This is a genomic window from Burkholderia sp. Bmkn7 (assembly GCF_041103175.1).
Lineage (GTDB): Bacteria > Pseudomonadota > Gammaproteobacteria > Burkholderiales > Burkholderiaceae > Burkholderia > Burkholderia cepacia.
This window is the reverse complement of the sequence record NZ_JBGCUH010000002.1, coordinates 1,810,424-1,837,348: the sequence shown is the minus strand read 5'-3', so window position 1 is coordinate 1,837,348 and position 26,925 is coordinate 1,810,424. Positions and strand designations below refer to the sequence as shown.

The following is a 26,925-nucleotide window of genomic DNA, read 5'->3' as shown; positions in this document are numbered from 1 at the left end:
CCTATTTCAACGCTCCGATGGACGTCACCGCTACCCGCCCTGCCGCCCGTGCGCTCGACGTGTTCCACCCGGCCGTCGCCGCGTGGTTCCGGCGCACGTTCGCCGCGCCCACCGGCGCGCAGGCGCTCGCGTGGCCGCACATCAAGGCCGGCCGTTCGACGCTCGTCGCCGCGCCCACCGGCTCCGGCAAGACGCTCACCGCGTTCCTGTGCGCGCTCGACGATCTGGTGCGCGATGCGCTCGCGCATGACGGCACGCTGCCCGACGCGACGCTCGTCGTGTACGTGTCGCCGCTGAAGGCGCTGTCGAACGACATCCACGTGAACCTCGACGCGCCGCTCGCCGGCATCGCCGAATCGCTCGCGCAACTCGGCCTGCCGGTGCCGGCGATCCGCACCGCCGTGCGCACCGGCGACACGACGCAGGCCGAGCGCGCGGCGCTGCGCAAGCGCGCGCCGCACATCCTCGTCACGACACCCGAGTCGCTGTACGTGCTGCTGTCGTCCACGTCGGGGCGGCAGATGCTGTCGAACGTGCGCTCGGTCATCGTCGACGAAATCCACGCGCTCGCATCGTCCAAGCGCGGCAGCCATCTCGCGCTGTCGCTCGAACGTCTCGACGCGCTAGCCGGCCGTGCGCTGCCGCGTATCGGGCTCTCCGCCACGCAAAAACCGATCGACGCGGTCGCGCGCTTCCTCGTCGGCGGCCCGGCCGACGCGCCGCGCGATTGCACGATCGTCGACACGGGCCACACACGCGAGCGCGACCTCGCGCTCGAACTGCCGAACGTGCCGCTCGAACCCGTGATGGCCACCGACGTGTGGGAACAGGTGTACGACCGCATCGCCGGGCTCGCGGCCGCGCACCGCACGACGCTGGTGTTCGTCAACACGCGGCGCACCGCCGAGCGCATGGCGCGCCATCTCGCCGACCGGCTCGGCAAGGACGCGATCGCCGCGCATCACGGCAGTCTCGCGAAGGAGCACCGCTTCGACGCCGAACAACGCCTGAAGCGCGGCGAACTGAAGCTGCTCGTCGCCACCGCATCGCTCGAACTCGGCATCGATATCGGCGACGTCGATCTGGTCTGCCAGGTCGGCTCGCCGCGCGGCATCGCGCCGTTCCTGCAGCGCGTCGGCCGTTCCGGGCACCATGTCGGCGGCGTGCCGAAGGGGCGCCTGTTCCCGCTGTCGCGCGACGAGCTCGTCGAATGCGCGGCCCTGCTCGATTGCGTGCAACGCGGCGAGCTCGACGCGTTGCGGATTCCCGAAGCGCCGCTCGACGTGCTCGCGCAGCAGATCGTCGCCGAAGTGGCGTGCGCGGAATGGCAGGAAGACGCGCTGTATGCGAGCTTCACGCGCGCGGCGCCGTACGCGCGGCTGACACGCGAACGCTTCGACGAAGTGATGAAGATGCTCGCCGAAGGCTTCACGAGCCGCCGCGGCGTGCGCGGCGCGTATCTGCATCGCGACGTGGTCGGCGGCACCGTGCGCGGGCGCCGCAACGCGATGATGACCGCGACCACGTCGGGCGGCACGATCCCCGACATGGCCGACTACGCGGTGCTGCTCGAACCGCAGGGCATCCAGGTCGGCACGGTCAACGAGGATTTCGCGATCGAGAGCCTCGCGGGCGACGTGTTCCAGCTCGGCAACCAGTCGTACCGGATCATTCGCGTGGAAACGGGCCGCGTGCGTGTCGAGGACGCGCAGGGCCAATCGCCGAGCATTCCGTTCTGGCTCGGCGAGGCGCCGGGGCGCAGCGACGAGCTGTCGGCGGCGGTCGGCCGGCTGCGCGCACGGCTCGACGGGCTGTTCGCGGAAGGCGACCGGCTCGCACATGGCAAGAATCGTGAACGCGTCGGTGAAGGGACTGGGACTGGCGGGAAGCCCACGCCGAGGACCGACGCCAAAGCGGGCGCGAAGGCGAAATCGAAGGCCGGGATCAAGGCCGATACCGATGCCTCGCTCGACGTGCGGCACGACACCGTTGTCGCCGCCACCGCCGAGAGCCGCCTCGCGCCGGCGTTGCGCTGGCTCGTCGACGATCTCCGCCTGTCGCCCGACGCCGCCCGCCAGATCGTCGACTACCTCGCCCGCACCCGCGCCGCGCTCGGCGCGCTGCCGACGCAGGACACGCTCGTGATGGAGCGTTTCTTCGACGAATCGGGCGGCACGCAGCTCGTGATCCATTCGCCGTTCGGCAGCCGCATCAACCGCGCCTGGGGGCTCGCACTGCGCAAGCGCTTCTGCCGCAGTTTCAACTTCGAGCTGCAGGCGGCCGCGACCGACGACGCGATCATCCTGTCGCTGTCGCTCGCGCACAGCTTCGCGCTCGACGAAGTGTGGCGTTACCTGCGTTCGGCCAGCGCCGAACACGTCCTCGTTCAGGCACTCCTCGACGCGCCGATGTTCGGCGTGCGCTGGCGCTGGAACGCGACGACGGCGCTCGCGCTGCCGCGCTTCACCGGCGGCAAGCGCACCGCGCCGCAACTGCAGCGGATGAAGAGCGAGGATCTGCTCGCGACCGTGTTTCCCGATCAGGTCGCGTGCCTCGAGAACATCGTCGGCGAACGCGAGATACCGCATCACCCGCTCGTCGACCAGACGCTCGACGACTGCCTGCACGACGCGATGGACACCGATGGCTGGCTCGCGCTGCTGCGCCGGATCGAGAGCGGTGCGATCGAGCTGATCGCGCGCGACCTGCCCACGCCGTCGCCGCTCGCGGCCGAGATCCTGAACGCGAAACCGTATGCGTTCCTCGACGACGCACCGCTGGAAGAGCGCCGCACGCAGGCCGTGCAGTCGCGTCGCTGGAGCGATCCCGAATCGGCCGACGATCTCGGCGCGCTCGACGCCGACGCGATCGATGCGGTGCGCGACGAAGCCTGGCCGCTCGTGCGCGACGCCGACGAAATGCACGACGCGATGCTCACGCTCGCATGCATCGCCGACAGCGAAGCGCACGCGCACGAAGGCTGGCCCGAGCGGCTCGCGGAACTTGCCGAACGCCGCCGCGCGACGAAACTCGTGACGCCCGGCGGCGCCGCGCTGTGGGTGCCGGTCGAACGGCTCGTGTGCCTGCGTGCGCTGCATCCCGAGGCCCGCATCGCGCCGGCGCTCAAGGTACCGGCTGCCTGCGCGCAGCCGTGGGAAGCGGATGCCGCACTCGTCGACGTGATCCGCGCGCGGCTCACCGGTTTCGGCCCGCTTGCACTCGACGCGATCGCGACACCGCTCGGCCTGCCGCCGGCGTCGGTCGCGACGGCGCTCGCGGCGCTGGAGCGCGAAGGTTATGTGATGCGCGGCCGGTTCACACCGGGCACGACGACCGACGAATGGTGCGAACGCCATCTGCTTGCGCGCATTCATCGCTACACGGTGAAACGGCTGCGCCGCGAAATCGAGCCGGTGGAGCGCGCCGACTTCATGCGCTTCCTGTTCCACTGGCAACACCTGACACCCGACACGCGCGGCACGGGCCGCGACGCGCTCGCGGCCGTGGTCGAACAACTCGAAGGCTTCGAGGCCGCGGCGAGCGCATGGGAAGACGCACTGCTGCCCGCGCGGCTCAGCGACTACACGGCGGGCGGGCTCGACGAGCTGTGCCGCTCGGGCAAGCTCGTGTGGACGCGCATCGGCGCGCCGGCACGTGCGGCCGGCACGCCGGTGAAGACGACGCCGATCGTGCTGCTGCCGCGCCGCCACCTCTCCGCCTGGCAGGCGCTGCGCGATCCCGACGCACAACCGGCGCTGTCCGCACGGGCCACGCAGGTGCGCGACACCCTCGCCGCGCATGGCGCGATGTTCTTCGATGCGCTGCTCGACGACCTGCACATGCTGCCCGTCGAACTCGAGCAGGCGCTCGGTGAACTCGTTTCGGCCGGCCTCGTGAATGCGGACAGCTACGCGGGCCTCCGCGCACTGCTGAAGCCTGCCGTCAAGCGCAGCGCGACCTATGTGCCGCGCACGCGGCGCGGCGGTGCGCTGATCGGCGGAATGGACGACGCCGGCCGCTGGGCGCTCGTGCAACGCGCTTCGGCACCGGCTGACACGCCAACGCCGGCACCGAAGCGCGGTGCGCCCGCGACCGATCCCGACGCACTCGAACACATCGTCTGGACGCTGCTGCGCCGCTATGGCGTCGTGTTCTGGCGGTTGCTCGAACGCGAAGCCGACTGGCTGCCGAACTGGCGCGAGCTCGTGCGCGTGCTGCAACGCCTCGAAGCGCGCGGCGAGATTCGCGGCGGACGCTTCGTCGCCGGGCTCGCGGGCGAACAGTTCGCGCTGCCTGAAGCGATCCCGGTCCTGCGCGAACTGCGGCGGCAACCGGGCGACGGACAGTACGTTTGCGTGACGGGCGCCGATCCGCTGAATCTTGCCGGCACGCTGCTGCCCGGCGACAAGGTGCCGGCCCTCGCTGGAAATCGCGTGCTGTTCCGTGACGGCGTGCCCGTCGCCTCGCTGGTTTCGGGGGCGTTCCACTACGCCCCCGAACTATCGCCCGCCGCGCGCGAGGATGCGCGCCTGCGGCTCGCGCGCCGCCACTGACATCGGCTGACACGCGGCACCACACCGACTACTGATCGCGGGGCCGCGCGACCGCCTGCCTTCGGGTAGCATCGAACGACTTTCCGCGCGGGTGCCCGCGCTCCAGCACAACAAGATTTACGGAGACTGCTGTCCATGCCCTCGCACGCCGACTCGCCCGCCGCTCATCACGCGGGCTCGCTGACCATTTTCCAGGGCGCCGCGCTCTATATCGGCGCGGTGCTCGGCACCGGCGTGATCGCGCTGCCCGCGCTGGCCGCCGAGGTCGCGGGCCCGGCGTCGCTGCTCGCGTGGGCCGCGCTGGTCGTGTTGTCCGGGCCGCTCGCGGCCACCTTCGCTGCACTCGGCGCGCGCTATCCCGATGCAGGCGGGGTCTCGACCTACGCCCGGCGCGCATTCGGACCGAAAGCCGCGGCGGTCGTCGGATGGTGCTTCTACTTCGCGGTCCCGGCCGGCGCGCCGGCTGCCGCGATGTTTGGCGGCGCGTACGTCGCGGCCGTCACGGGCGGCGGGCACACGACGGTCGTCGTCACGGCTGCCGCGCTGATCGCGACCGTATCGGCTGCGAATGCATTCGGTGTCACCGTTTCAGGCCGCATGCAGCTCGTATTGTCGGCGTTGCTCGTCACGCTGCTGCTCGCGGCGGTGCTCGCCTCCGCGCCGCATGCGCGCACGGCGAACCTGCATCCGTTCGCCCCGCACGGGTGGCTCGCGGTCGGCCAGGCCGCCGCGTTGCTCGTGTGGAGTTTCGCGGGCTGGGAAGCAATCACGCACCTCGCGGCCGAGTTCCAACGGCCCGCGCACGACATGCCGCGCTCGGCCGGGATCGCCGTCGTGGTGGTCGGGTTCCTGTATCTGTCGGTCGCCGCCGCGAGCGTGACGGTGCTCGGGCCTTCCGCGGGCGCATCGGGCGCGCCGCTCGCCGAACTGATCGCAGGCGGCATCGGCGGTCACGCACAGGTGCTCGCCGCCGCGGCCGCGCTGCTGCTCACGCTCGGCACGATGAACGCGTATTTCGCGGGTGCGGCCAAGCTCGGTGCGGCGCTCGGGCGCGACGGCGCGTTGCCCGCGTGGCTCGCGCAAGGCAGCCAGGTCGGCGGCGTCCCGCGCCGCAGCCTCGGCGTGATCGCCGTGCTCGCGGCCGTCGCGCTGGCCGCGACGGCGATCTCGGACGTCGGACCGAAACCGCTCGTGCTCGTGACGTCCGGGTGTTTCGTGATGGTGTATGGGCTCGGTGCGGCCGCCGCGCTGAAGTTGCTGCCGCGCGGCGGCATCGCTTACCGTTGTGCGTGGGTTTCGCTGGTCGCGGTTGCCGGGCTGTTCCTGACGACGGGCTGGGCCATCCTGTGCCCGCTGCTGCTCGCGGGCGGTGCGCTGCTTTATCTGCGGGTGACCGGACCGCGCCAGTAACCCGGCAGTTGCGCGCGGGCCGACATTCGCCGGCTTGCGGCGACACGCCGGCGAATCATGGCCGACCCGCTGGCCGGAGCGCCGGCCACTGCGCCGTGCGCATCGGTCGCGAACCCGGCCATATGCCGCCGTTTCATGCTCGTCAGGCCGGCACCAGCGCGAAGCTGAGGCGCTTGCCGAGCGCGGCGGCCGCGCTCGCGAGCGTCGCCAGCGTGAGGCTCGTGTCGGTTTCGTCGAGCAGACGGTTGAGCGCGGCGCGGCTGGTTTTCATCCGCGCGGCCATCGCGGTTTTCGTGATGTGCTGCGCCTTCATTTCCTGCCCGATCTGCCACGCGATCACGCGCTTGATCGCGGTGGCGGTGGCCGCTTCGAGATTGCCGTCTTCCTCGAGGAAGGTATCGAAATCGCTGCCGATATGCGGATGGTTCGTGGTCGTCATGAGGTACTCCAATGCATGGCGTTGCCGGCTGCCTGCCCGTCGAAGACGGTGCGTTCCGGCGCAACCGGGAAATTCAGATGGCATGCGTCAACGCTTTGAGACGCGCGACGGTGACATCGAGATCGTCCGACGGCGTGGCCCGCGACTGCTTGAAGAAACCGTGCAGCAGGACCATCGTGTCGCCGACGACCGTAAACAGCACACGGGCGCTCCGCCCCGGCAGCGCCACGCGGATCTCCCACAGATCCGGTGCCATCTTCCGGACCAGCGGCATGCCGAGCGGCCAGCCGAGTTGAACGGTCTTGATCTCTTCGCCGATCACCCTGCGCTCCGCTTGCCCGAGCGCCTTCAACCATTCGCGCACCGGCTCGTTGCCACGGGCCGTCTGAAAGAACCGCACGCCGAGCGTGACCTGGATCTGCTGTCTCGTCATCGTCTTGACACCCATCGTACCAAAATCGGTACGATATGCCAAGCACGACCGGGACGGCTACTGGCCGGACGGCCAATTCGATAGCCGGGGATGGTCGATCCGCGCTTGCCGCGCGATCCGCCCCGGGTTATTCGTCGCGCCGAGCCCGCTTGCGCGTCGCGCGTGGCGACTGGTGCGCTCGCGCATCGCCGAACCGCGACCGCGCGATGTCGCGCACGGCATCGATCAGCGTCCGCGCGACCGGCGACGGCTGCGCATCGGTGCGCAGGATGAGCCCGACCGGCTCGTCGGTGCCCGCGGACGGCAGCGGCAGGCGTGCCAGCGCCCCGGCCGACAGGTCGTATTCGGCCGCATAGAGCGGCACGAACCAGACCGCATCGTTTTCGAGCGTCAGCGCGCGCGCGACCGATACCGACAGCACCTCGATGAACGAATCCAGCGGCGGCGCGCCGCAGGCGCCGAGCAACTGCTCGGCCGACTGGCGGATCAGCGTGCCGAACGGCGGCAGCACGACCGGATGGCGTGCGAGCTCGGCCGCCGGCGCCGCGCTTGACAGCAGCGGATGCCCGGCACGCACGACGGCGACGAGCGGCTCGTTGTACAGCTGCTCGAACGCGAGCCCGATCATCCGCTCCGGCTCCGACAGCCGCCCGATCGCGCACTCGATCGCGCCCGACTTCAGGCGCTCGAGCAGGTCGGCGTTCGCGGCCGTCGCGATCCGCACGACGACGCGCGGCCAACGCTCGGCGAGCGCCTTCATCAACGCAGGCGCGAGCGACGCCGCGACGGTCGGCAGCATGCCGATTTCCAGCGTCGCCGCGGCGGCTCCGCCCTCGCGCGCAAGCAGCCCGACCCCCTGGCGCAGCGCCAGCACGCACGCGTTCGCATGCGGCATGAACAGCTGCGCCTCGCGGGTCGGCTGCGCGCCCTGCCGGCCGCGCTCGAACAGCTTCACGCCGAGGATCGCCTCCAGTTCGGCGATCGTCTTCGAGACGGCCGGCTGCGTGATCGACAGGCTTTCCGCCGCCTTCTGCACGCCGCCCAACTGCGCGACCGCGAGAAAGCACTGCAGGTGCCGGAACTTGACGCGGCCGTCGGCGATACGGTTATTCATAACGAGTGGTTATGCGATTAACGATGAAACGCCATTTTGCATAACTTTCCGGATCGCCCCAAGCGTTCGACGACGCATCACGCGCGACGCCGCAGAGCCTGGAAACCGGCCGGCTCCCACATCCGCTTCGCGATCAGCAAGCTCGTCCCGTGCTTCTGCGCGAGCGGCGCGGACGACGATTCCGCATGCAGCGCGGCCGCCTTGCTGCGCAGCCGGCGCAACTCCAGTTCGAGCTCCGCGGCGGCGGCCTCCGTCAGCATCCCCTGCGAGAACGTCATCGTCTCGCCCTCGCCGTCGAAGCGGCTGTCGAGAAAATCGCCGAGCGCGTGCGCATGGAAATAACGGCGGATCGGGCCGCCGGGCAGCCAGTCGAAATCGCGCGCGACGCGCACGCGAATCCGGTCGCCGGGCAGCAGCGCGACGACGTTCATCCGGTCGAGCATCAGCAGGTATTTCACGCACTCGGCCTGGGTCACCTGATAGGTCGACACGATGTCCTGCACGGTCCAGTAGTTGATCGCGCAGACGGCAACGAGCAGCAGTTTGTCGTCCGACACGAGCAGCGCCTCCTGCTGCTCGGTCAGCACACGCAGCCTCGGCGCCGACGCGGAAGCCTCCTGCACGAGCTCGGCGAGCGTATAGCCGAGCAATTGGGCGATCTCCACGACACGCTCCAGCGTGAAGCGGCCGCTGGCGAACAGCCGCTTCACGCTCGTCTCGGAGACGTCGAGCGCCCGCGCGACGTCGCGGTAGGTCATGCCCTGCGCCTTCAACTGGCGCTTCAGCATTTCGATGAGTTGGGCGGTTTCGGTCATTTTGGTATCGAAAAATGATGCTCAAGGTCAGATATTAGGCTACCTGCGCACGCAAATGAACACTTTCGGATACTTGTCTGCATAATCCGCTCCGTGCTGTCACTGAACGACGGAGCCGAAATGACCACCCGAACCGAAACCGCCGCCTACGAATCGCGCCACACCGCCCCGCGTGATGCACGCGACACGGATCGCACGATGCCGCTCGCCACGATCCGCACGCTGGCCGCCAGCGCGCACGTCGGGGATCTCGTGTTCGTCCGCGTGCCGGCGAGCGCGCCGCGCGACGCGGCGGGCACGACAGGCACGACGGGCACGTGGGCCAATCGCTTCGGCATCGTCGTCGATACGTCGGGCGACGAGCCCGTGATCGCCGAATCCGGGTTTGCGTGGACGAAGCTCACGCCGCTGTCGCGCTTCGTCGCCCGTACCGACGGCGGGCGCATCGCGCTGGCACGCCGCGTCGCGGCACCGACCGCCGACGCGCAACGCCGGGTGCATGCAACGGCGGAACAGCGGATCGACGCGCTGCTCCGCAACCGCTTCAACCTGCGGACGCGGCGCGCGTTCTGCGCGGACTACGTGAGCGACGTGCTCGGCGCCGACCGGGACGCGACACCGGCGGCACTGCTGCGCGGCGGCACGCTGTCACTCGAATTCGACGGGATCGTGTTCGATCCCGGCCGCCAGTCATGAAGGGCGCGCTCAGGGAGACCAGATAACAACAAGAACGAAAACACAAAAATCAGCGACGGGCTGGCTGGAGGGCCGTGCACGGGGTCGTCACCGACGACGCGAAGCCCGATCGCTTTTTCCGCCGGACAGGCATCCTGTCCGGCGGAATTTTCATTGGCGCGCCGAACATAACGAACGGTTATGCGATTCGCGAAAAAAGGTCATTTTGCATAACTTTCCGGATTGGCTAAAGTCCTGCCATCCACTTCGCGAAGTACCTATCAGGAGACGCCCGATGGATTCCCCCACGATCCTCACGCCGCGCGACTGGCCGTCGCATCCGGCCTATATCCACCCCGAGTACCGTTCGTCCGTGAAGCGCGGCCCGACCCGCCCGCTGATCCCGCTGAAGGAGAAACTGCGCGACCAGTACGCGCCCGTCTACGGCGCCGAGGATCTCGGCGCGCTCGACCACGACCTGACGAAGAACGCCGTGAAGAACGGCGAGCCGCTCGGTGAGCGCATGGTCGTCACGGGCCGCGTGCTCGACGAAGGCGGCAAGCCCGTGCGCAACACGCTCGTCGAGGTGTGGCAGGCGAACGCCGCCGGCCGCTACGTGCACAAGGTCGACCAGCACGACGCGCCGCTCGACCCGAACTTCCTCGGCGCGGGCCGCTGCCTGACCGACAACGAAGGCCGCTACCGCTTCCTGACGATCAAGCCCGGCGCATATCCGTGGGGCAACCATCCGAACGCGTGGCGCCCGAATCACATCCATTTCTCGCTGTTCGGCGATTACTTCGGCTCGCGTCTCGTCACGCAGATGTACTTCCCCGGCGACCCGCTGCTCGCGTACGACCCGATCTTCCAGGGCACGCCCGAGGCCGCGCGCGATCGCCTGATCTCGCGCTTCTCGATGGACATCACCGAAGAAGGCTATGCGCTCGGCTACGAATTCGACATCGTGCTGCGCGGCCGCGACGCTACCCCGATGGAGCGCTGAACCATGACGACGCTGAAGCAAACCCCTTCGCAGACGGTCGGCCCGTACTTCGCATACGGCCTGTGCCCGCAGCAATACGGCTACGACCTGAAAAGCCTGTTCACGCCGACGATCGCCGCGGCACACGCCGAAGGCGAGCACGTGCTGCTGGTCGGCCAGGTGTTCGACGGCGACGGCAACGTCGTTGGCGACGCGGTGCTCGAATTCACGCAGGTGGACAGCGCGGGCCGCTACCCCGCGTCGCGCGACGACATCGCGAAATCCGGCTTCACGGGCTTCGCGCGGGTCGGCACCGGCACCGATGCGCAGCAGCGCTTCGTCGTCGAGACGGTGAAGCCGGGCCGCCTCACCGCCGGCGAGGCGCCGCACATCAACGTGACCGTGATGATGCGCGGGATCCTCACCCATGCGTTCACACGCGTGTATTTCGACGACGAAGCCGCCGCGAACGCAGCCGACCCGGTGCTGAACGCGGTGCCCGCCGAGCGTCGCGCGACGCTCGTCGCGAAACGCGACGCGCAACCGGGCCGCCCGGTCGTCTACCGCTTCGACATCCGCATGCAGGGGCCCGACGAAACGGTGTTCTTCGACGTGTGACGCGGGCCGGCGCACGCCGGCTTCGCCCGCTACCGCAACGCCGCGTGGCCCGATACCGACAGGCGTCGCGCCACGCGGCGTTTTTCGTGTTCAGGCGCCATCATTCGATGCTGCGGCGCAGCGCGCTGGGCCACGGGCATCGATGCCCGGCGTCAGGGCCTGCCGCCCCCGTATCGAACGCGCGATTGAAACGCATGCTGCGACTGCACATGAATCGTCGCCCCGGCAGGATATCGTTTGCGCGTTATGCGGCGTATGCTGCGTTATCCGCAACACTCAAACGGAATTAAATCAGGATCGGCAATAAATACGCATGCCATGCGCGACATCGGCCCACCGGGCCATGCGCGCATTTTTTCTGACCGGGTGCCTTTAAGCGCGTCTGACCGAAGTTGGCAGACGCGTATTTTTTTCGGAGACCGGCACATCGGCGTGGTGCCGCGGATGCCTTCCGGTCAGCGCCGAATCTCCAGATAGCGGCTCGGCGTATCGCCCAGAATGCGGCGAAACGCCGACGTGAACGCGCTGGCGCTCGCGTACCCGAGATCGAGCGCGACGCGCGTGACCGGCTGCCCGTCGCTCAGGCGGGCGATCGCCGCGAGCATGCACACCTGCTGACGCCATGCGGCAAAACTCACGCCCGTCTGCGCGCGAAACTGCCGCGTGAACGTGCGCCGGCTCACGCCGGCATCGGCGGCTACCTGGTCGAGATCGGCCGCGATCGACGGCGACGCGAGCAGGTGCCGGCACACCTTCGCCAGCCTCGCGTCGGCCGGCAGCGGCGCATGCAGCGACAGGCGCGGCATCGTCGCGATTTCCGCGACCAGCAGCGCCATCAGCTTGCCCGCGCGCCCGTCGACGTCGTACAGGGCCGGCAGGTCGATCGCATCGTCGATCAGTTGCCGCAGCAGCGCCGATACGCCATAGACGCCGCATTGCTCGGGCAGGCCCGCCTCGAGCGCGGCGTCGCCGGACACGAACGTGTTGAGCATCGTGACCGGCCCGGTCATCGTCATTTCGTGCCGCACGCCGGCCGGCACCCAGCACGCGCGCTGCGGCGGCACCAGCCAGCGCCCGTGCGGCGTCGACACGCTGATCGTGCCGCGCGACGCGAACGCGAATTGCCCGCGCACGTGCGCGTGTTCCGGAAACGTCGTACCCGCCGCGTAGTCGTTCGCGGTCACGACCACGCTTCGCGGAATGTGTTCGTAGGGATCTAGCAGCGTATTTCTCACGGCCCGAATTCCATCATCAATGACCCGATATCGAAGGCGGGTCTCCTTCGCGCGATCTACGATCCGCTCCACCCCTTGCGCGACCTCGCGGCCGCAAGACCCGTCGGCCTGATCGGCCGGATTACCACTGCATCGGAGCGGACATGCCGAATACGTTTCATCGCGTGGGGGACGGCCCCCACCCTGTTCTTGTACTGCCCGGCTGGTTCGGCGACGCCCACGCGTTCGAACCCGTCGAAGCGTGGTTGTCGCGTGAGCGTTTCAGCTATGTGTTCATGGACTACCGAGGTTACGGCCGCATGCGCGACACAGCCGGCGACTACACGATCGACGAGATCGCCGCCGACGCGCTCGCGCTTGCCGACGCACTCGAATTCCCGACCTTCAGCGTCGTCGGCCACTCGATGGGTGCGATGGCGGCCGAGAAAATCGCCGTCATCGCGCCCGACCGGGTCCGCGCGCTCGTGCCGGTCACGCCCGTGCCTTGCGGCGGCCTGCCGTTCGACGCAGAGAAACGCGCGCTATTCGAGCGGGCCGCCGACCACGTCACCGATCGCCAAACCATCATCGATCGCAGCACCGGCGGCCGGCTGCCCGCCGCCTGGGTCGCGTGGAAAGCCGCGTATTCGGCAGCCCGTTCGTCGCCGCCGGCGTTCGGCGCGTACTTCCGCGCGTGGGCCGATACGGATTTCAGCCACGAGATCGCCGGCACCCATCCGGTGAAAGTGCTGATCGGCGAGCACGATCCGGCGTTCGACGCGGCGCTGATGGCCCGCACTTACCTGCGGCGCTACCCGCTCGCCACCGTCGACGTGTTGCGCAATGCGGGCCACTATCCGATGAACGAGACACCGCTCGCGCTGGTCGCGGCCATGGAATCGTTCCTGCTTGCCGTGACAGCGAGCCCTGCAGCCGCCCATTGACCGGTCGCACGCCGGCGACATCGCCGCGGCACGCATCACCGCAGCATGAACGACATCGCAGACAGGCTGTTCAACGTGCGCACCACGTGCTCGACCGAAGGCCCGTCGAAGCGCAGCGTCACCGCATCGACGCGCTCCAGCGACGGCAGCACGCAGAACAGGTCGGCCAGCGCCGCCGTCTGCACGCGCAACGTGCAGGCGGCCGGCGCGGGGCGGCGGGCACCGGCGCGCACGCCTGCCGACAGTGCCTGCGCGACCGTCGCGCGCGCAGCGGCTGCGATCCGCGCACACGACGCGGCCGGCGTGAGCGTATCGCCGCTCGATGCGCCGCCGGCCGTCTTGACCGTCTCGACATGCGCATCCGGAAACAGCGGCTGCGTTTCTTCCGCGAACACGTCGTCGCCGGAGGCCAGCGCGACGTGCGCGCCGTATTCGCGGGCCAGCGCGCCGTACAGCCCGGCTTCGCCGAGCTCGACGCCGTCCAGCCACACCTGCGTGAACGCGAAGCTGTTGATCGTGTGCGCGAGGATGCCGCGCGTCTGCGATTTCGCGTGATAGCCGATCATGAACACGAGGTCGGGCTGCTGTTCGAGGCCCGCCATCATCCCGAGCGTGCGCGGCTTGCCGAGCACGACACGCGCACGCGCATCGAGCCCGTCGGGCAGCAGGTTGCGGAAACCGCCGTGCGAATCGTTGACCCACACGGCCTGCGCACCGCCCATGAACGCGCCTTCGATCGCCGCATTCGCCTCGGCGGTCATCCAGCGCCGCGCGCGTTCGTATTCCGGATTGCCGGCACGTGTCTGCTCGGTGGCGAACACGCCGGCGACGCCTTCGATGTCGGTCGAAATCAGGATCTTCATGACTGGATAAGACGTCCTTCGTGGCCTTCGTTGAACAGGCGATCGAGATCGGGCACCGCGTCGCGCAGCGATTGCCGCACGTGACCGTCGCGCCCGGCCACCGTCACGGCCTGCAGCAACGCATCGACGATGGCGTGCTCGACGCTTTCGGCGGCCGCCATGAACAGCGGATCGAGCGCCGCATCGGCGACGAGGGCCGGCAGCGCGATGGTCGACGCGTCGTGCGCGATCGTGTAGGCGGTGGAGAAGGCGAGCGCGATGTCGCCGCTGCCGTGCCCGTACACCGAACCCGTGCGGGCCAGCCCCGCGCCCGCACGGCGCGCGAGCCGCGACAGTTGCCGCGCGTCGAGCGGCGCATCGGTGGCCAGCAACAGGATGATCGAGCCCTGCTCGGGTGGCGCCGCGTGCGCGGCCTCGGCCGCCCGCCGTTGCGCGACGATGCGCCCGAGCGGCACGCCGCCGAGCGTCAGCATCGGCAGCCGGCCGAAATTCGCGAGCACGAGTGCGCCGACCGTATAGGGCCGGCCGGCCGCGACCGCAACGCGCGACGCCGAACCGATCCCGCCCTTCAGGTCGAAGCATGACATCCCGCGCCCGGCCCCCACCGCGCCGCGCGCGACGTCACGCGACGCCGCGCGGCACGCGTCGTCGTAATGCGCGGCCGTGACCGCGAACGCCTGGATATCGTTCAGATAACCGTCGTTGCACTCGAACACGAGCGGGTTGACGGTCGGCCAGTCGCGGCCGATCTGCGGATTCGCCGCGATCGCCGCGCGGATCTGCGCGTGCGCGAGCGCGCCGACGCCGAACGTATTGGTCAGCGCGATCGGCGTCTCGAGCGTGCCGAGCTCGTCGACCTGCACAAGCCCGACGCTCTTGCCGAAGCCGTTGATCACGGCGGCCCCGGCCGGCACCTTGCTGCGGTACACGTCGCCCGGATGCGGCTTCACGACGGTCACGCCCGTCTGCACGTTGCCGGCATCGAGCGTGCAATGGCCGACCGTCACGCCCGGCACGTCGGCGATCGTGCCGCGCGGCCCGGCCGGCAACGCTGCCGTCCACATCGGTGCGATGCGCATCAGCGGCGCTCCAGCTTCGGATCGAGCGCGTCGCGCAGCCCGTCGCCGAGCAGGTTGAACGCGAGCACGGTCAGGAAGATCGCGAGGCTCGGGAAGATCGCGATGTGCGGCGCCGTCACCATGTCCGCGCGCGCCTCGTTGAGCATCGCGCCCCACTCCGGCGTCGGCGGCTGCGCGCCGAGCCCGAGGAACGACAGGCTCGCGGCCGTGATGATCGACGTGCCGATCCGCATCGTGAAGTAGACGACGACCGACGACACGGTGCCGGGCAGGATGTGCCGCATGATGATCGTCCAGTCCGACGCGCCGATGCTGCGCGCGGCCTCGACATAGGTCATGTGCTTGAGCATCAGCGTGTTGCCGCGCACGAGCCGCGCGAACGCCGGGATGCTGAAGATCGCGACTGCGCAGATCACGTTGACCATCCCGTTGCCGAGGATCGCGACCACGCCGATCGCGAGCAGGATGCCCGGGAACGCGAACAGCACGTCGGCCACGCGCATCGTGATGCGGTCCCACCAGCCTTCGTAGTAGCCGGCGAGCAGCCCGAAGAACGTGCCGATCACCGCGCCGAGCGCGACGGAGAAGAAGCCGGCCGCGAGCGAGATGCGCGTGCCCGTGATGATCCGGCTGAAGATGTCGCGGCCGAGCGAATCGACGCCGAACCAGTGCACGGCCGACGGCCCCGCGTTCAGTGCGTCGTAGTCGAAATAGTTCTCCGGATCGAACGGCACGACGTGCGGGCCGACGAACGCCAGCACGACGAGCGCCAGCACGAAGCCGCCCGCGACGAGCGCGACGGTCTGCTTGCGAAACTTGCGCCAGAATTCGCGCCACGGCGTGCGGATCGCGGTGGGTGCGGCCGGCGCCGCGGTCTGGACAGTCGCGTTCATGCGCGCCTCACTTGAACCGGATGGTCGGGTTGATGACCGCGTACAGCACGTCGACGGTCAGGTTGATCAGGATGAATTCGAGCGAAAACAGCAACACGATCGCCTGGATCACGGGGTAGTCGCGCATCGTCACGGCATCGACGAGCAGGCGCCCGAGCCCCGGCCAGTTGAACACGACCTCGACGACGATCGAGCCGCCCAACAGGAAGCCGAACTGCAGCCCCATCATCGTGACGACCGGGATCATCGCGTTGCGCAGGCAGTGCTTGAGCACCACCATCGGCTCGTGCACGCCTTTCGCGCGCGCGGTGCGCACGAAATCCTCGTTCAGCACCTCGACGAACGACGCACGCGTGAAGCGCGCCATCACGGCCGCGACCGCGGCGCCGAGCGTCAGCGACGGCAGCACGTAGCTCCGCCACGAACCGTCCGGCACGACGGGCAGCCAGCCGAGCTTCACCGAGAAAATTTCCATCAGCAGCATGCCGAGCGCGAACGCGGGAAACGAGATGCCCGACACCGCGAGCGTCATGCCGAGGCGGTCCGGCCAGCGGTTGCGCCACACCGCCGACGCGATGCCGATCGCCATGCCGAAGGCCGTCGCCCACGCCATGCTGACGAGCGTCAGCATCAGCGTCGGCATGAAGCGCTCGCCGATCTCGGTCGATACCGGCCGCTTGCTGCGGGTCGACAGGCCGAAATCGCCGTGCGCGATCTTCACGAAGAAGTTCACGAACTGCGCGGGCAGCGGCTGGTCGAGGCCGAGATCGGTGCGCACCAGCGCGACCGTCGCGTCGTCGGCTTCGGGCCCGGCCGCGAGCCGCGCCGGGTCGCCCGGCAGCAGGTGGACGAACAGGAACACCAGCACCGCGACGATCGCGAGCGTGGGCAGCAGGCCGAACAGGCGTTTGACGAGAAAATTCAGCATGGGGCACCGATCGAGTCAGCGTGCCGGCGGCTTGCGCGGCCGGCACCGCGTGGCGGACGAACCGCCGTCATCACCACTGTCATTTCAGCGAGATTTCGTCGAAGTTGAACGAGCCGTCCGGCATCACGTACGCACCCTGAAGCCGCTTGCTGCGCGCATACACGATCTTCTCCTGCACGAGGAAGATCCACGGCGCATCGGCCCAGATCTGCTTCTGCGCATCGGCGTAGAGCTCGGCCTTCTTCGAGCGGTCGACCGTCTCCAGTGCCTTCGAGAGATCGCCGTCGACCGTGTCGTTCTTGTAGTACGCGGTATTCAGGAGCTTCGGCGGCGCCGACGCGCCGGCGAGCAGCGGCGTGATCGCCCAGTTCGCCTCGCCGGTCGACGACGACCAGCCGATGTAGTACATCCGCACCGGCGCCTTCGCCGGATCCGGCGCGCTCTCGACCTTCGCGACGCGCTCGCCGGCTTCCAGCGCCTGCACCTGCACCTTCACGCCGACCTGCGCGAGCTGCTGCTGCACGAACTGGATCGCCTTCTGCGACGTCGAGTTGTTATAGGCGGACCACAGCGTCGTCTCGAAGCCGTTCGGGTAACCGGCCTCCTTCAGCAGCGCGCGCGCCTTCGCCGGGTCGTACGGCCACGGGCCCGGCTTCGTCGCGTAGTCGACGCCCTGCGGCACCACGCCGGTGGACGGCGTCGCGAAGCCGGCGAACGCGACCTTCGCGAGCGCTTCCTTGTTCACCGCGTAGTTCAGCGCCTGGCGCACCTTCGGGTTGTCGAACGGTTTCTGCTGCAGGTTCAGCGACACGTAGCGCTGCACGATCGACGGCCGCTCCACGACGTCGACCTTCGGGTTGCCCTTCAGGTCGGCAGCCTGCTCGAACGGAATGCGGAACGCGAAATCGGCCTCGACCGTCTTGATCAGCGCCGCGCGCGTGTTGTTGTCGACCACCGGCTTCCAGTCGATCGCGTCGATCTTCGGGTAACCCTTCTTCCAGTAGCCGGCGAACTTCTTCACCTTCAGGTCGTCGGTCTGCTTCCATTCGACGAACTCGAACGGCCCCGTGCCGACCGGATGCAGCGCGATGTCGCGGCCCCACTTCTTCAGCGCGGCCGGCGAGATCATCACGGCCGACGGGTGCGCGAGCGTGTTGATCAGCGCGGAGAACGGCTCGCGCAGCGTGATCTTCACCGTGTACGGATCGACCACTTCGGTCTTCTCGATCACGCGGAACATGTTGTAGCGCTTCAGGTGGTTCGCGGGATCGGTCACGCGGTCGAAGTTCGCCTTCACGGCCGCCGCGTTGAAATCGGTGCCGTCATGGAACTTCACGCCCTGGCGCAGCTTGATCGTGTAGGTCTTCGCATCCGGGCTCGCGTCGTAGCCGGTTGCCAGCACGTTGACGAGCTTCATGTCCTTGTCGAAGCCGAACAGCCCCTGGTAGAACGACTTGACGACGGCCTGCGACACCGTGTCGTTCGCGTCGTACGGGTCCATCGTCGTGAACGTCGAATCCACCGCCATCACCGCGGTCTGCTGCGCGAACGCGGGCACCGCGGCCGACAGCGCGAGCGCGCCGGCACCCGCTGCGAGCAGTGCGCGTGGACGGAACATCGGGAACGAATACGGCTTGTTCATCTTGCTGGGCTCCTGTGGGTGATTCGATAACGCGTGGTGAGAGTCGCGGCGGGACGGCGCCCGCTCGGGGAAAATGCGTCGTTGCCTCGCTCGTGCGCAGCTGCGGTCCATGGCAACCTGCGCGTGTTCAGTACGCGCCGCCGACGCGGTGCGTCGCGACGTAGTGATCGGGGCCGACCGCGACGAGCGGCGCGACGACCGGCTCGTCGCCGGCCGCGCGGATCGGGCTCGGGATTTCGTCCGCTGCGAGCTGGCGCGGGGCGTGCCGGCGCGCGGGGTCGGCCACCGGCACCGCGCTCATCAGCTTTTTCGTGTACGGATGCTGCGGCGCCTCGAACACCGCGCGGCGCGGGCCGATCTCGACGATCTGGCCGAGATACATCACCGCGACGCGATGGCTGATGCGCTCGACGACGGCCATGTCGTGCGAGATGAACAGGTATGCGACGCCGAGTTCGCGCTGCAGGTCGAGCATCAGGTTGACGATCTGCGCCTGCACCGACACGTCGAGCGCCGACACCGATTCGTCGGCGATCACGACCTTCGGGTTCAGCGCGAGCGCGCGCGCGATCGCGATCCGCTGGCGCTGGCCGCCCGAGAATTCATGCGGATAACGACGCGCGGCCTCGGGCGGCAGGCCGACCTTGTCGAGCAGCCAGTCGACCCGCGCCTGCGCCTCGCGGCCGCTCGCGACACCGTGCACGAGCAGCGGCTCCATGATCGAGAAACCCACGGTCAGGCGCGGGTTCAGCGATGCGAACGGGTCCTGGAAGATGAACTGGATGTTCCGGCGCAGCGCCTGCAGGTCGGGGCCTTTCAGCGCACTGATGTCGCGGCCGTCGAACTCGATCGAGCCGCTCTGCGATTCGACGAGGCGCAGCAGCGAGCGGCCGGTGGTCGACTTGCCGCAGCCCGATTCGCCGACCAGCGCGAGCGTCTCGCCCGCGCGCAACTCGAAGCTCACACGCTCGACCGCATGCACGTATTGCGATACGCGGCCGAACACGCCGCTCTTCACCGGGAAGCGCGTCACGAGATCGCGCACGCGCAGGATCGGCGACGCGGATCGATCGAAGCCCGGCTGCGCATCGTCGTTCGCCGCCGGTGCGGGCGCCGATGCGGGCACCGGCGATGCCGCCGGTGCTGTCGTGTTTGCGCCCTCCACCTTCAGCAGCGGGAATTTCTCGGGCGCGTCGGTGCCCTGCATCGAGCCGAGCTTCGGCACGGCCGCGAGCAACGCACGCGTGTAGCGATGCGCGGGCGCCGCGAAGATGCGATCCGACTCGCCCTCCTCGACCTTCTCGCCGCGATACATCACGAGCACGCGGTCGGCCACTTCGGCCACCACGCCCATGTCGTGCGTGATGAAGATCACGCCCATGTTCATTTCGTCCTGCAGCCCGCGCACCAGCTGCAGGATCTGCGCCTGGATCGTCACGTCGAGCGCGGTCGTCGGCTCGTCGGCGATCAGCAGCGCGGGCCGGCACGACAGCGCCATCGCGATCATCACGCGCTGCCGCATCCCGCCCGACAACTGGTGCGGATAACGCGCGAACACGCGGCGCGCCTCCGGAATGCGCACGAGTTCGAGCAGCCGCAGCGTCTCCGCGCGCGCTTCCGATGCACTCTTCGACTGATGCAGCGCGATCGCCTCGCTGATCTGGTCGCCGACCGTAAACACCGGGTTCAGCGACGTCATCGGCTCCTGGAAGATCATCGCGATGTCCGCGCCGCGAATGCCGCGCATCGTCGCACCGCTTGCCTGCGCAAGATCGACGAGCGCGCCGCCGCGCCGGCGGAACGCGATCCGGCCGTTCGTGATCGCGCCGCCGCCGTGTTCGACGAGCCGCATCAGCGCGAGCGACGTGACCGACTTGCCCGAGCCCGATTCGCCGACGATCGCGAGCGTCTCGCCGCGATCGACGTGAAACGACACGTTGCGCACCGCGTCGAACGTCGCGCCTTCGCGGCGGAACGTGACCGACAGGTCGTCGACGGCCACCACGCGCTGCTCGGGCAGCACCAGGCCGGACGGGTTACGGCTCGAAGTCATCGTGGCTCTCCTCTTCGTGCTGGCCGGGGTCAGGCCGTGTCGTCGTCGCGATAGATGCCGACCACCGGCGCTTCACCGACGCGCGCGTAACCGCGGTACATCCCTTCGGTGTTGAACGGCATCGCGACGTTGCCCTGCGCGTCGACCGCGATGATCCCGCCGCGGCCCGCAAGGCGCGGCAGCTTGTTCATCACGACGTCGTGCGCGGCATCGGCGAGCGACGCGCCGCGATACGCGATCTGCGCGGCAACGTCATGCGCGGTCGCGAGCCGGATGAACATCTCGCCGGTGCCCGTCGCCGACACCGCGCAGGTCGCATCGTCCGCATAGCAGCCGGCGCCGATGATCGGCGAATCGCCGACACGCCCCGGCTGCTTGTTCGTGATGCCGCCCGTCGACGTCGCCGCCGCGATGTGGCCGTGCCGGTCGCACGCGACCGCGCCGACCGTGCCGTGCTTGCGGTCCGGATCGAGCGGCTCGGCCGGCAGCGGCTGCGACGGCGATTTGCCGAACGCGAACGTCGCCGCGTCATGGTCGAGCATCGCGCCGGCTGCCGTGCGCGCCTTGACCCACTGCGAGTGACGCGCTTCGGTGTCGAAATAGCCGGGCTCCGCGAGTTCGAGCCCCTGTGCGGCCGCGAACGCATCGGCCCCCGCGCCGGCGAACAGCACGTGTTCGCTCGCCTCCATCACGCGCCGCGCGGCGAGCACCGGATTGCGCACGCGCGTCGCGCAGCAGATCGCACCCGCGCCGAGCGTCGCGCCATCCATGACCGCCGCGTCGAGTTCGTGCTTGCCTTCGGCCGTATAGACGGCACCGCGCCCGGCGTTGAACAACGGACAGTCCTCGAGCATCCGCACCGCGACGGTGACGGCGTCGAGCGCGCTGCCGCCGTCGGCCAGCACCTGCTGGGCGGCCGTCAGGATCGCGGTCAGCTCGGCACGGTACTGACGTTCGGTGTCGGAATCCATCGCATCGCGCAGGATCGTGCCTGCGCCGCCGTGAATCGCAACGATCGCGGTTGAAGTCATGTTTTTTTCGGACGGTGGGAAGAAGGGTTGGCGGCCGGCTGCGTCGCTTGCGGCTGCATGAGCCACGGCAGCAGGAATTCGGTCATCTCGGCGGCGGATTTCGCGGACCGGTGCGTGCGCAGCGCGACCGCGTCGATCAGCGCCTCGATCATCGTGAGCACGGCTGCTTCCGACGTGGCCGCGAAGCGCCGTTCGGCCTTGACGTACAGGTTCAGGGTCGCGATCGGCGCCAGCGGCGATTGCGGACCGTCGGAGATACCGAGCACGCGTGCGCCGCGCGCCGCCGCGCGGCGGGCCAGTTCGATCGTGTCCTTCACGTAGCGCGGAAACGCGAGCGCGATCACGAGATCGCGCGAGTCGGCCGTATAGAGCCGCCGGGCCGCGTGCGACGGGCCGCCGAGCAGCGCGAGCGACTGCACGTTGTCGTGGCAGACGGACAGCCCGTGCTCCATCAGCCCGGTGAGGAACGCGCTCGACCCCGCGCCGAGGATCAGCACGCGCCGCGCGCCGACGATCGCCTCGACCGCGGCCTCGACATCGGCCGCGTCCAGTTGCGCGCGCGTGTTCTCGATGTTCGCGACGGCCTGGTCGAATACCGCGTCGATCCATGCGGCACCGCGTACCCCGGACTCCTGCTCCTGCGCGGAACGCAGTCGTTCGACCGGCCCGAGCGTCGCCTCGAAGCCGCGCACGAGCGCCGCGCGCATCGCCGGATAGCCGTCGAAACCGAGCGCCTTCGCGAAACGGTTCGCGGTCGCGATCGACGCATTCACGGCTTGCGCGAGTTCGTCGATGCGCATCGTCGCCGCGCGGAACGGATTCGCGAGCACGAACTCGCCCATGCGCCGGTGGATCGGCGTCATCAACGGCATCGCCGACGCGATCCGTTCGGCGATCGCGGGTTCGTCGTGACTGGCATCGTGCGGAGCGAGAGACGTCATGCGAAGGGTTGTTGAAAGAATGATGGAAATGAATTTACACAATCCATGTCGCGAAAAGAAATAAATTTTCATCGGCGTTGTCGCGTCCCGTTCCCGCGCCCTGCGATCGCCCGACGCCCGCACAGCCCCGCCGCACGGGCCTTTGGCATGTGATCGCCGCAGGTCTGCGCGTGCGTCGCCTGCGCCCGCCCATCGGGAAAACCCCGAGCAAGTTCGTTCGAATGCAATTTCGCGTTGACCGGATTCGAATTCGAACATAGGATGTTCGAAAATGATCAGTCGTCAGATAACTTCGAACTTCGATGACGGCGAAGTGTTCGCTTGAACGCCATCATTCCGCGTCAAACCGGGAAAGCTGGCGCCCCTCAAGATCGGACATCGTACAAATAAAGCGAAACAGGCCATCCCCAACGGATGGTCGTCATGGATCGGCCCGGCGCCGCGCGCCGGCCCTGCCCGACAGGAGACAGCAGTGAAGACAGTCAAGGCGTTGCGCTGGTGGATCATCGTGCTCGTATGTCTCGGCACGATCCTCAACTACCTCGCACGGAATTCTCTCGCGGTGCTCGCCCCCGAGCTGAAGCACGTGTTCGCGATCTCGACGCAGCAGTATTCGTACATCGTCGGCGCGTTCCAGATCGGTTACACGATCATGCAGCCCGTGTGCGGTTTCATCGTCGACCTGATCGGCCTGCGGCTCGGGTTCGCGCTGTTCGCGATGCTGTGGTCGGTGGTCGGCGTCGCGCACGGCTTCGCATCGGGCTGGCTGTCGCTCGGCATCCTGCGCGGCCTCCTGGGCCTGTTCGAAGCCGCCGCGATTCCGTCGGGGATGAAGGCGGTTGCGGAATGGTTTCCCGATCGCGAAAAATCCGTCGCGGTCGGCTATTTCAACGCGGGCACGTCGCTCGGCGCCGCGATCGCGCCGCCGCTCGTCGTGTTCCTGTCGATGCGGTTCGGCTGGCAGGCCGCGTTCATGGCCACCGGCGCGCTCGGTTTCCTGTGGGCGGCGCTCTGGTACACGCAATACCGGTCGCCCGCCGACCATCCGCGCATCACGCCGCAGGAGCGCGCGCTGATCCGCGACGGCCAGGCGACGATGCCGCCCGTGTCGAAGCGCCGCATTCGCGACGTCGTCACCGCGCGGCGCTTCTGGGCCATCGCGCTGCCGCGTTTCTTCGCCGAGCCTGCGTGGCAGACCTTCAGCTTCTGGATTCCGCTGTACCTCGCGACCGAGCGCCACATGCCGCTCACGCAGATCGCGATCTTCGCGTGGATGCCGTTTCTCGCGGCCGACGCCGGCGGCATCGCGGGCGGTTACCTGTCGCCGTATCTCGCGAAGCGGTTCAGGCTGCCGCTCGTGTGGTCGCGCGTCGCCGGCGTCGCGCTCGGCGCGGTGCTGATGCTCGGGCCCGCGATGATCGGGCTCGTGTCGTCGCCGTACACGGCCATCGCGCTGTTCTGCGTCGGCGGCTTCGCGCACCAGATGATCTCCGCGCTCGTCAACACGCTGTCGGCCGACGTGTTCGATTCCGAGGAAGTCGGCACCGCGAGCGGCTTCGCCGGAATGGCCGCGTGGATCGGCGGGCTCGGTTTCTCGCTGCTGGTCGGCGCGCTCGCCGACAAGATCGGCTATGCGCCGCTGTTCGCGTGCCTCGGCCTGTTCGACATCATCGGCGTCACGCTGCTCGCGGTGCTGATCCGCGGGCAGTCGAAGCAGGAACGCCTGCTCGCACGGCACGCCTGACCTTCGCCCTTAACAGGAATCGCACTCATGACTTCGCTTCTTCATCCGCCCGTGTTCCGCGTCGCCGGCCAGCACGCGAACCGTGTGCTGCTCGCGTCCGATACGGGCGCGACCCTCGAGATCTTCGTGCTCGAGGACGACATCGTGCGGGTACGCGTGCTGCCCGACGCGACGGCGCGCAACCCGCGCACGTGGACGATCGCACCGGGCCTCGACGACGTGCCGCTCGAAGGGCGCGACCGCCTCGACCTCGATGGCTTCGCACTGCCCGCCTTTTCGCTCACCGAAGACGACGACGGCCTGCACATCGAAACCGAGCAGATCCGGCTCGCCGTGCGCCGGCAAGGCGGCCACTGCACGTGGTCGATGCGCGGCGCGGACGGCGCGTGGCGCGTCGCACTCGCCGACCGCGCGACGCAGGCGTACAACTTCGGCTGGTGGGACGACCGCGCCTATCACTATGTCGCCCGCGAGCGCGGCGACAAGGTATTCGGCCTCGGCGAACGCGCGGGCGAGCTCGACCGCACCGGCGCGCGCTTCGAGATGCGCAACATCGACGCGATGGGCTACAGCGCGAAAAGCACGGACCCGCTGTACAAGCACATCCCGTTCTACATCACGTGGTCGCCCGATGCGTGCCAGGGGTTCGGGCTGTTCTACGACACGCTGTCGGATTGCACGTTCGACATGGGCCGCGAGCTCGATAACTATCACGGCCCGTACCGCTACTTCGTCGCCGAGCATGGCGATCTCGACTACTACTTCATCGCGTCGCCCGACACGCCGCTCGCGGCCGCGCGGCGCTTCACGTGGCTCACGGGGCGCCCCGCGCGCAGCCCGAAATGGGGGCTCGGCTACTCGGGCTCGACGATGAGCTACACCGATGCGCCGGACGCGCAGCAGCAGATGAACCAGTTCGTCGAACAGTGCGACACGCACGACATCCTGTGCGACTCGTTCCACCTGTCGTCGGGCTATACGTCGATCGGCGCGAAGCGCTACGTGTTCAACTGGAACCGCGACAAGTTTCCCGACGCGAAGGGCTTCGTGCAGCATTACCGCGACCACGGCATCCGCCTGTGCGCGAACATCAAGCCATGCCTGCTGCGCGACCATCCCGCCTTCGAGGACGCCGCAACGCGCGGGCTGCTGATCCGCTCGGCGTCCGGCGAGCCGGCCTGGGTGCAGTTCTGGGACGAGGTCGGCGCGTATCTCGACTTCACGCAGCCGGACGCGTACCGCTGGTGGCGCGAGCAGGTCACGTCGGCGCTGCTCGAATACGGGATCGAGTCGACCTGGAACGACAACAACGAATACGAGATCTGGTCGCCCGACGCGATCGCGCACGGCTTCGGCCAGCCGTTTCCCGCGCGCGAGGCGAAGGTGCTGCAGACGATGCTGATGATGCGCGCGTCGCGCGAAGCGCAGCGCGCGCATGCACCGGCGCAGCGCCCGTTCCTCGTGTCGCGCTCCGGCGGTGCCGGCATGCAGCGTTATGTGCAGACCTGGTCCGGCGACAACTACACGTCGTGGGAAACGCTGCGCTACAACCTGAAGATGGGCCTCGGTCTCGCGCTGTCGGGCGTGTCGAACATCGGCCACGACATCGGCGGCTTCTCCGGGCCCGCGCCGTCGCCCGAACTGCTGCTGCGCTGGGTGCAGTTCGGCATCTTCATGCCGCGCTTCAGCATCCATTCGTGGAACGACGACGGCACCGTCAACGAACCGTGGATGTACCCGGAGATCACCGCACAGGTCGCTTCGCTGATCAAGCAGCGCTACCGGCTGCTGCCGTACCTCTATCACCTGCTGTGGCTTTCGACGACGCGCTACGAGCCCGTGCTGCGGCCGACCTTCGCCGATTTCCCCGGCGATGCGCGCTGCTACGACGCATGCGACGACATGATGCTCGGCGACGCGCTGCTCGTCGCGCCGGTCGTCGATCCGGGCCTGACGGAGCGCACCGTCTACCTGCCGTCGGGCGCGCGCTGGATGTGCTGTGCGAGCGCGCGGTCGTTCGACGGCGGCGCGAGCGTGACGCTGCCCGCCCCGCTCGACACGCCGGTGATGCTGCTGCGCGAGGGCCGCGTGCTGCCGCTGAACGTCGCGGAACAGCATTTCGGCGCACGTGCCGACGCGCGCGGCTTCGTCGTCGCGCCGCGTATCGAGGACGGCGTCGCGTACGGCGAATGCATCGAGGACGACGGCGAGACGGAAGCATGGCGCGACGGCGAATACGGGCTGTGGCGCGTCGAAACCGGCCGCGAGGCGTCGGGCGTGCTCGGCGTGTCGGTGCGCTGGGACGGCCGCCCGGCACGCCCGGCCGACCGCGTCGAGATCCTGCTGCCCGCGTCGGTGCAAGGCGCGGTCGCCGTGCGCGGCGCACGCGTCGAACAGGATGCGCAGAGCGGTACATGGCGCCGCATCGTCGTCGCCTTCGACCACTGAAGCAAACCCGATCGGGCGGGCCGTTCATGCGGCCCGCCGTCCGCTGCAGAGGAGGCGACCGAGCCTCCCGCCCACCTTGAAAAGATGAAGAGACCTGGAGATCGAC

Annotated in this window: 21 protein-coding genes; 8 read left to right on the top strand and 13 right to left on the bottom strand. The window is 68.7% G+C overall.

Going from position 1 to position 26,925, the window contains the following annotated elements:
- Positions 1-17: 17 nt before the first annotated feature.
- Both AB3K92_RS14195 and AB3K92_RS14190 read left to right on the top strand, forming a co-directional pair.
- On the top strand, positions 18-4,553 hold the full coding sequence (locus AB3K92_RS14195) for a DEAD/DEAH box helicase (RefSeq protein WP_369465296.1): 4,536 nt from the start codon (positions 18-20) through the stop codon (positions 4,551-4,553).
- A 135-nt stretch (positions 4,554-4,688) separates the two neighbouring features.
- Complete coding sequence (locus tag AB3K92_RS14190) at positions 4,689-5,963, top strand: APC family permease (protein ID WP_060071640.1); 1,275 nt, start codon at positions 4,689-4,691, stop codon at positions 5,961-5,963.
- Positions 5,964-6,105: 142 nt separating this feature from the next.
- Here the strand turns inward: AB3K92_RS14190 and AB3K92_RS14185 are convergent, their stop codons facing one another.
- The 4 genes from AB3K92_RS14185 to AB3K92_RS14170 form a co-directional block, all read right to left on the bottom strand.
- Positions 6,106-6,402 (bottom strand): XRE family transcriptional regulator, encoded by a 297-nt coding sequence (locus AB3K92_RS14185; RefSeq protein ID WP_042975052.1) that lies wholly within the window; start codon positions 6,400-6,402, stop codon positions 6,106-6,108.
- A gap of 73 nt (positions 6,403-6,475) precedes the next feature.
- On the bottom strand, positions 6,476-6,835 hold the full coding sequence (locus AB3K92_RS14180; RefSeq protein ID WP_048021937.1) for a type II toxin-antitoxin system RelE/ParE family toxin: 360 nt from the start codon (positions 6,833-6,835) through the stop codon (positions 6,476-6,478).
- A gap of 127 nt (positions 6,836-6,962) precedes the next feature.
- Positions 6,963-7,949 (bottom strand): pca operon transcription factor PcaQ, encoded by a 987-nt coding sequence (gene pcaQ, locus AB3K92_RS14175; protein WP_021159506.1) that lies wholly within the window; start codon positions 7,947-7,949, stop codon positions 6,963-6,965.
- 77 nt (positions 7,950-8,026) lie between these two features.
- Positions 8,027-8,764 (bottom strand): helix-turn-helix transcriptional regulator, encoded by a 738-nt coding sequence (locus tag AB3K92_RS14170; protein WP_027791371.1) that lies wholly within the window; start codon positions 8,762-8,764, stop codon positions 8,027-8,029.
- A gap of 120 nt (positions 8,765-8,884) precedes the next feature.
- On the opposite strand from AB3K92_RS14170, the gene AB3K92_RS14165 reads away from it, so the two are divergent.
- From AB3K92_RS14165 to pcaG, 3 genes are all read left to right on the top strand, one after another.
- A complete protein-coding gene (locus tag AB3K92_RS14165; protein ID WP_369465295.1) occupies positions 8,885-9,460 on the top strand; it encodes a YiiX/YebB-like N1pC/P60 family cysteine hydrolase in 576 nt (191 codons plus the stop codon).
- A gap of 274 nt (positions 9,461-9,734) precedes the next feature.
- On the top strand, positions 9,735-10,442 hold the full coding sequence (gene pcaH / locus AB3K92_RS14160) for a protocatechuate 3,4-dioxygenase subunit beta (protein ID WP_021159510.1): 708 nt from the start codon (positions 9,735-9,737) through the stop codon (positions 10,440-10,442).
- A 3-nt stretch (positions 10,443-10,445) separates the two neighbouring features.
- Complete coding sequence (gene pcaG, locus AB3K92_RS14155; protein ID WP_021159511.1) at positions 10,446-11,039, top strand: protocatechuate 3,4-dioxygenase subunit alpha; 594 nt, start codon at positions 10,446-10,448, stop codon at positions 11,037-11,039.
- Positions 11,040-11,494: 455 nt separating this feature from the next.
- Here pcaG and AB3K92_RS14150 read toward each other — a convergent pair whose 3' ends face one another.
- Positions 11,495-12,274 (bottom strand): helix-turn-helix domain-containing protein, encoded by a 780-nt coding sequence (locus tag AB3K92_RS14150; protein WP_027791368.1) that lies wholly within the window; start codon positions 12,272-12,274, stop codon positions 11,495-11,497.
- Between the two features lie 143 nt (positions 12,275-12,417).
- On the opposite strand from AB3K92_RS14150, the gene AB3K92_RS14145 reads away from it, so the two are divergent.
- Complete coding sequence (locus AB3K92_RS14145) at positions 12,418-13,197, top strand: alpha/beta fold hydrolase (protein WP_226202142.1); 780 nt, start codon at positions 12,418-12,420, stop codon at positions 13,195-13,197.
- Positions 13,198-13,232: 35 nt separating this feature from the next.
- Here the strand turns inward: AB3K92_RS14145 and AB3K92_RS14140 are convergent, their stop codons facing one another.
- The 8 genes from AB3K92_RS14140 to AB3K92_RS14105 all read right to left on the bottom strand — a co-directional run bounded on the left by AB3K92_RS14140 (position 13,233) and on the right by AB3K92_RS14105 (position 22,627).
- On the bottom strand, positions 13,233-14,060 hold the full coding sequence (locus AB3K92_RS14140) for a M55 family metallopeptidase (RefSeq protein ID WP_226202140.1): 828 nt from the start codon (positions 14,058-14,060) through the stop codon (positions 13,233-13,235).
- Positions 14,057-15,139: a P1 family peptidase gene (locus tag AB3K92_RS14135; RefSeq protein ID WP_369465294.1), complete on the bottom strand. Its 1,083-nt coding sequence runs from the start codon at positions 15,137-15,139 to the stop codon at positions 14,057-14,059. Before AB3K92_RS14135 ends, AB3K92_RS14140 begins: the two co-directional genes overlap by 4 nt.
- On the bottom strand, positions 15,139-16,032 hold the full coding sequence (gene gsiD, locus AB3K92_RS14130) for a glutathione ABC transporter permease GsiD (protein ID WP_021156639.1): 894 nt from the start codon (positions 16,030-16,032) through the stop codon (positions 15,139-15,141). Before gsiD ends, AB3K92_RS14135 begins: the two co-directional genes overlap by 1 nt.
- Positions 16,033-16,039: 7 nt before the next feature.
- Complete coding sequence (gsiC, locus tag AB3K92_RS14125) at positions 16,040-16,960, bottom strand: glutathione ABC transporter permease GsiC (RefSeq protein ID WP_042972832.1); 921 nt, start codon at positions 16,958-16,960, stop codon at positions 16,040-16,042.
- A 79-nt stretch (positions 16,961-17,039) separates the two neighbouring features.
- Positions 17,040-18,602 (bottom strand): glutathione ABC transporter substrate-binding protein GsiB, encoded by a 1,563-nt coding sequence (gene gsiB, locus AB3K92_RS14120; RefSeq protein WP_369465293.1) that lies wholly within the window; start codon positions 18,600-18,602, stop codon positions 17,040-17,042.
- A 127-nt stretch (positions 18,603-18,729) separates the two neighbouring features.
- The gene (locus tag AB3K92_RS14115) at positions 18,730-20,655 is read right to left on the bottom strand and encodes a dipeptide ABC transporter ATP-binding protein (RefSeq protein WP_369465292.1); all 1,926 of its coding nucleotides are present in this window, start codon (positions 20,653-20,655) and stop codon (positions 18,730-18,732) included.
- A 29-nt stretch (positions 20,656-20,684) separates the two neighbouring features.
- Entirely contained in the window at positions 20,685-21,686 is a 1,002-nt protein-coding gene (locus AB3K92_RS14110) for an isoaspartyl peptidase/L-asparaginase family protein (protein WP_369465291.1), read from the bottom strand.
- The gene (locus tag AB3K92_RS14105; protein WP_369465290.1) at positions 21,683-22,627 is read right to left on the bottom strand and encodes a MurR/RpiR family transcriptional regulator; all 945 of its coding nucleotides are present in this window, start codon (positions 22,625-22,627) and stop codon (positions 21,683-21,685) included. Before AB3K92_RS14105 ends, AB3K92_RS14110 begins: the two co-directional genes overlap by 4 nt.
- A gap of 472 nt (positions 22,628-23,099) precedes the next feature.
- Here AB3K92_RS14105 and AB3K92_RS14100 point away from each other — a divergent pair, with 472 nt between their 5' ends.
- Positions 23,100-24,371, top strand: coding sequence for an MFS transporter (locus AB3K92_RS14100; protein WP_021156644.1), 1,272 nt, complete (start codon positions 23,100-23,102; stop codon positions 24,369-24,371).
- A 27-nt stretch (positions 24,372-24,398) separates the two neighbouring features.
- A complete protein-coding gene (locus AB3K92_RS14095) occupies positions 24,399-26,819 on the top strand; it encodes a TIM-barrel domain-containing protein (RefSeq protein WP_369465289.1) in 2,421 nt (806 codons plus the stop codon).
- The last annotated feature ends 106 nt before the right edge of the window (positions 26,820-26,925 follow it).